The sequence below is a fragment of the Methylobacterium sp. 1030 genome (genome assembly GCF_040544715.1).
Taxonomy (GTDB): domain Bacteria; phylum Pseudomonadota; class Alphaproteobacteria; order Rhizobiales; family Beijerinckiaceae; genus Methylobacterium.
The window spans coordinates 1-5059 of record NZ_JBEPKM010000051.1; the positions used below are offsets into that span (position 1 = coordinate 1).

A 5059-nucleotide genomic window follows, 5' to 3' on the forward strand; every position below is an offset into this window, starting at 1 on the left:
CGCCCGACCGGCTCCGGCGGCCAAGCTACCCGTAGAGCAGAGGCCGACCCTGCACTAATTTTGAACTCGGACCACCTCGTGGGGGCAGGTCACTCAGCCGACGCCGCCGTGTGGCCCCAGAACAGCATGCCGGCCGCATCCACGGCTGCGATCCGCCCGACCGGGGCCTTCACGCCTACCCGGATCTCCGAGCGGATCCGGTCGACCTCTGCGGCCAGCTGGGCGACATTGGCTGCTTTGGCTAAGGCGCGCTCACCAGCGCGCTTGGCCCGTATCACGGCCGCATGAGCCCGGTCGCGAGCGGCGTACTCAGCTCGGCGGGCGGTACGCTCCTCGTCGGACATCTTGTGAGGCGGCGGCCCACCGCGGCGGTAGACGTCGTATCGGACGCGGTTGGCTTGGCGCATCGTCAGCGCTGGCGTCGATCTCGTTCCAGCCATCACCACCCTTGCGCAGAACAGACCGATCTCAGCCGCGTTTGCCATACGAGCCCGAAGACGGGCCGAACTGAGGAAACGCCCATGATGACCAAGACATTCGGCCTCGCGGCTGCTCTCACCATCGCGCTGACCGGCGCCGCCTATGCCCAGCAGCCCGCGAGCGGCGGCAGCGCGACCGGCAACATGAACAACCCGGGCTCGGTGAAGAGCGAAGGGCAGAAGGCGACCGAGGAGACGACTGGCACAAGCACTCGTTCGCCGGCAGCTGGTGCTGCGACTGTACCGGGGACCGGAACGGCTCGCCCAGGCGTCGGCGCAGGCGGAGGCACCTCGGCTCCAGCGCGATAGCCAGATTCTCGGAGCCGGCCGGCCGCGGCCGCGGCGCGGCTGACCGGAACCGATCTCAGTAGATTCTGCTTAGTCCATCAGAGTACGTCGGCGAAGCAGGAGAACAGAATGACGATCTTCCAGGTACGGCAGGCGCGCAGTCGCGCGATCGTCTGGACTGGCGAGGCCGAATCGGCTGACCGGGCGCTGGAAGCGGCGGCGCAGTCGGCCGGCTATCATACCTTCGCTGAGATGCCGGATGCCCTCCGGACCGACATGGCCGTGGAGGCTGTGACCGTCTGAGGCGCGCTCAGCTGCGCAGATCGAGATCCGCCCGGCTCCGGCCGCGGCGGTTTTTTCGTGCCCGCTGGCCCGCTGCTTGCGACAGTCCAGCCTTCCTCCCATGGACCACTCAGCCCCGCCGGCACCCGCCGCGCGGGGCATTTCTATGCCCGCAACCCTGAGTCGGAATGCCTAATGGCGCCGACCCGCTTCCCAGTGTCTTCTGCGGACTCTCACCGCGTGATACCGGTGGTGCACGCGGCACGTGGATCGACAGTAGCTGCGGCTATGACGCCGGAGCAGCGCGCCGAGATCGCGCGGAAGGCGGCCAGCAAGCGCCGGGAAAATCCTGATGTTGGAACTGTTTAGCGGGAATCGGCCTCAAACCAGAATATTCTGCTTGAACCGTTGTGCGCGGGCGGCGTCTTCGAAGTAACCCGCATCTGCCCTCTGCCTGCCCGCGCCAGGAAGCGCACCCCCACAGGAAGCGTCTGGGCTAGGAGAGGGCGTGCCCCTACCGCTCCGATCCTTCCCATTCGGCATACAACTCTGTGACGGCGGCTATGGCGCTTTCCAGCTCGGCTATCTGCCGGATTACGCCTTGCGGCGTTGGCCTGTCAGTCTCGGCCGCCGCAAGAATGAGATTGCGCTGGCGTGTCGTCAGGCGAACGAACAGAGCGTTGAGTTTATCCGACTCGGTCATCTCCGGCGGCGGTTCTCTTGCCACTGCGGCACGGAACGCCACCACGTTCCGACCGTCTGAGGCGGGATGGGTGTCCAGCACGCCGAAAGGGGGAATGCGCTTCATGGGCTCGCCTGTCCGCTACAGGCCAGCGCGCACGGCGCTTAGTCACCGGGGCCTGGGCATGTCCATTCGGCGATGGGATCACCCTCGCACGAATCGCCTCCGGGGGATAGGTCGATCGGGAAGCCTTAGTTCGGGCGCTCAAATTCAAATCGAGACGCCACCCGCGGCGGCCTTTACTTTGCGCCATCCGGTGGTCGGCTGTCGGCCGATGCTCGATGTAACGCATCGAGCGTTCTTTCACTCAGCCCGCTTGGTCCGCCGGAGCGGACTTTCTTTTGGCGATAATATCGTTCGGTCCGATGAGCTTGAGAGCGGTCGTCAAACATATGTGATTTTAGTTCCGCGCCCGATCGAATATTATTCTTGTATCACTGGCAGGTTGATCTGGGCGCCAGCGGCCGAGAGTAACGTGTGCTCCCGCCCTTTGATGGCGGAGGGCTACATGCCACGCTTCTTTTTCGACATCCACTCAGGATCGAAATTTGCACGTGACGCCGTCGGGTCAGAGTGCGCCGGCATGCAGGGCATTCGGCACGAGGCGATGCTTGTCCTCCCAGCGATTGCCCGCGATGAGATCCCGAAGGACGGGGATAAGCAGGCTTTCACCGTGCTTGTTCGTGACGGTGAAAGTCGGACCGTCTACACCGCAACGCTGACGTTCGCCGGGCTGTGGATCGGCGATAGTCCCATCCCTAAGCTGGAAGAAGACGCCCTCAGCTAGGGATTGCTTTTGGCGGCCGGCTTCGCGATCCGCTTTAACGCGGCATCGAAGTCGGCTTCATCCTCGCTGGCACCAGCCTCACGCGCGGCTTCGATGAACCGGCGGCGCTGTTCCTCAGGGGCGAGCTTCTCTGCTCCGGGCTCGGTGTGCTTCACTTTCGGCACGTCACCATGAGCCTCTGATCCCACGACATCGTGGAAGCGTCGAAGCTGCTCATGCGGCGTCAGCTTCTTGGGCCCGAGCTTGTCCGGATGCTTGAGTGTTGTCGTGGCCATTCCGACCCCTCCCACGCAGCAACGCTCTTCGTCAGTGCCGCTATCATATCGAGCCGAGCTTCTTCGAAAGTCCCGTAGTCGAGGATGGATTGGCTGATCAGCGCACCCGATCGCCGAATAGTCCAGATAAATCGTCCGTTCCCCGAACGGGACCGTCTCACGTCGACGGCAAACGGGTGGATTGGCACTGACATACCCCACCATGACACGCGCATTCGCAGCCACCAAATGGTCTTAGACGCGTTGGATTCGCTGCACAGTCGCGCCCGCCGGGCCTCGCCTTTGCGGAGGGCCCCCGATGAGCCGGTATTTCTTCGACATCCACGCCGGCAATCTGTCCGATTGGGACGGAGAGGGGCGGGAGGCAGACGATGTGAACGCGGCGATCACGCACGCTCGGTACATGCTTGAAGTCGTTACCGGAGAAATCAGCCGCCGGGGTGGGAGTCAGCGCGCCTTCATCTCAGTCCGCGACATCGGAGGTCTCTCGATTGCGACCGTGTTGGTCCCGGGTGCAGATACCCGACAGCGTGCCGATCGCAAGCCAACTTAACATAATTAGTGCCGGCTCGGCTCACACGCTGGTAAGGCGCTCCCCCGCCCCGTGAGCAGATCGAGGCTGGGTCGAGCGGCGAGGCGACAGATGAAGGCCCCCGGTTAGCCGCGCGCGGCTCGCCAACCCGCCGCCTTCGCCTCATCCTCGTTGCAGAATACGCGCTCGCCAGCGCTCGTGTCGATCACGGTTCGGTCGTAGTCTCGGGACCCGGGCAGGTGGTAAATCTTATCGCCTTTCCGCGAAATGTTGCCCTTGATCGCACAAGCGGTCTGTACAGGCGCCGGAGCAGCGGCGGGCGGCTTCTCCATCTCAGGCCTAGTCTCGACGCCTCCAGCGCGCTTGGCACGCCGCCAATCCGAGGGTGGATCGAAGGTGCCAGCCCAGAGACCGCGCTTCAGCGCCCTCGCGGTGGTCTCTGCACCGAGGTAATCGCGGGAATAGCGCTGGTAGGCCATCGCATAGCCCTGGCTCACCATCCAGGCGCTCAGATCCTCGTCGCCTTTGCGGCACACAGCAACGGTGCGGCCGTATCGATCAGTGTCGCGCGGCTCACAGGAAATATTCGCTTCGCCGACCCGGCCCGCCAGAGCTAGAGCCGCCGCTTGCCCGCACCGATAGGTCTTGCCAGCAGCGTCCTGGCAAAGCTGAGCACTCTCCGGCGCGTCGATGCCGTGCAGGCGGACCCGGGTGCTGCGGATCACCACCGTGTCGCCGTCCGTGACAGATGCACGCCCAACGATCGGCTCCGCCGCCAGGACCGGACTGGAGAATGAAATGAGGACGGCGAGAGCATGGCGCATCGCGAGGGGATAGCTCATTCGCAGCTTCGGGCAACCTCTTGCGTGAGGTCGAGCAGAGCCATGGGCGGCAAATGGCAAAGGCGGCGCAGCTTGCGCCTTCGGTCGCCCTTCCGCAATGATCAAGTGACTTTGGAGCCAGTACTCTTACTAATAATCTCCTCGTCCTTAATGGCCCGGTCTATGGCTTCGATCTCGGCTTGCACATTTTGAATGCTCTCCTCCTGATCCACGATTTTTCGGCGGTTTATAACCATCTGGTCGCGCAGTTTTTGCAAGGCATCAATCGGACTCAGCATGATGCTCCTCCTTTTGACGCGCCAGGTGCTGCGCGAGGCCTTACTTTGCCAATTGAAGTCTTCCCTTTGAGATCCACATCTCGCGCCAACCGTAATGATCTGAGAAGCATGGTTCGCTCTTCGAAATCTACTCGACTCGCCTCTGTCTCTTCGCGAATAATCTGCGCATTCGCTTGAGATATTTCTTCTCTAGAATTCGACGTTACTAGTTGTCCGCGGATATTGAACGGCACACGGAACATAGAGAAATTCCCATTTTCAACTGAATTATACAGATGGCGTCTAGGTGATCATATTGCGACCGCCGCCCTCATTTAGATTTTTTGTCAAGCTCAGGCCGGCGCGAATTTGACGACAGCCCCTTGCCTGCTCGAGTTGGCCTGAAAGTATCAGCGTGCTGACACCTCAGCAGAGGGCAACCCGGCGGGATAGCTGCCAGCACGCATGTCGCGACCAGGGCTAGAGGCTGTTATGGACCTGGGTGGGTCTGATGCTCAGATGGGTGGGGATGAGCCCTGCCCGCCAGCCGTATCCGTCCGACGTTTCCGATGAGG

General features: G+C 62.6%; 9 protein-coding genes. 4 read left to right on the top strand and 5 right to left on the bottom strand.

All coding sequences use genetic code 11. The annotated features are described in order from the left end of the window. Positions 1-89: 89 nt before the first annotated feature. Positions 90-407: a hypothetical protein gene (locus ABIC30_RS31420; RefSeq protein WP_354456810.1), complete on the bottom strand. Its 318-nt coding sequence runs from the start codon at positions 405-407 to the stop codon at positions 90-92. A 114-nt stretch (positions 408-521) separates the two neighbouring features. On the opposite strand from ABIC30_RS31420, the gene ABIC30_RS31425 reads away from it, so the two are divergent. After that, positions 522-788, top strand: coding sequence for a hypothetical protein (locus ABIC30_RS31425; protein ID WP_354456811.1), 267 nt, complete (start codon positions 522-524; stop codon positions 786-788). Between the two features lie 108 nt (positions 789-896). Beyond that, complete coding sequence (locus ABIC30_RS31430; RefSeq protein ID WP_187299635.1) at positions 897-1070, top strand: hypothetical protein; 174 nt, start codon at positions 897-899, stop codon at positions 1068-1070. A 493-nt stretch (positions 1071-1563) separates the two neighbouring features. Here ABIC30_RS31430 and ABIC30_RS31435 read toward each other — a convergent pair whose 3' ends face one another. Next, positions 1564-1857, bottom strand: a complete 294-nt coding sequence (locus ABIC30_RS31435; protein WP_244435165.1) for a hypothetical protein — start codon at positions 1855-1857, stop codon at positions 1564-1566. A 442-nt stretch (positions 1858-2299) separates the two neighbouring features. On the opposite strand from ABIC30_RS31435, the gene ABIC30_RS31440 reads away from it, so the two are divergent. Next, positions 2300-2578 (top strand): DUF6894 family protein, encoded by a 279-nt coding sequence (locus ABIC30_RS31440; protein WP_042670427.1) that lies wholly within the window; start codon positions 2300-2302, stop codon positions 2576-2578. Here ABIC30_RS31440 and ABIC30_RS31445 read toward each other — a convergent pair. Continuing rightward, a complete protein-coding gene (locus ABIC30_RS31445) occupies positions 2575-2853 on the bottom strand; it encodes a hypothetical protein (RefSeq protein ID WP_354456812.1) in 279 nt (92 codons plus the stop codon). The genes ABIC30_RS31440 and ABIC30_RS31445 overlap by 4 nt on opposite strands. 298 nt (positions 2854-3151) lie before the next feature. Here ABIC30_RS31445 and ABIC30_RS31450 point away from each other — a divergent pair, with 298 nt between their 5' ends. Then, positions 3152-3406 (top strand): DUF6894 family protein, encoded by a 255-nt coding sequence (locus tag ABIC30_RS31450; protein ID WP_042670413.1) that lies wholly within the window; start codon positions 3152-3154, stop codon positions 3404-3406. A 104-nt stretch (positions 3407-3510) separates the two neighbouring features. Here ABIC30_RS31450 and ABIC30_RS31455 read toward each other — a convergent pair whose 3' ends face one another. Both ABIC30_RS31455 and ABIC30_RS31460 read right to left on the bottom strand, forming a co-directional pair. Then, positions 3511-4227 carry a thermonuclease family protein gene (locus tag ABIC30_RS31455; RefSeq protein ID WP_376738874.1) on the bottom strand — a complete coding sequence of 239 codons (717 nt, stop codon included), beginning with the start codon at positions 4225-4227 and terminating at the stop codon, positions 3511-3513. 101 nt (positions 4228-4328) lie between these two features. Next, positions 4329-4505, bottom strand: a complete 177-nt coding sequence (locus tag ABIC30_RS31460) for a hypothetical protein (protein WP_187299634.1) — start codon at positions 4503-4505, stop codon at positions 4329-4331. Positions 4506-5059 lie beyond the last annotated feature (554 nt).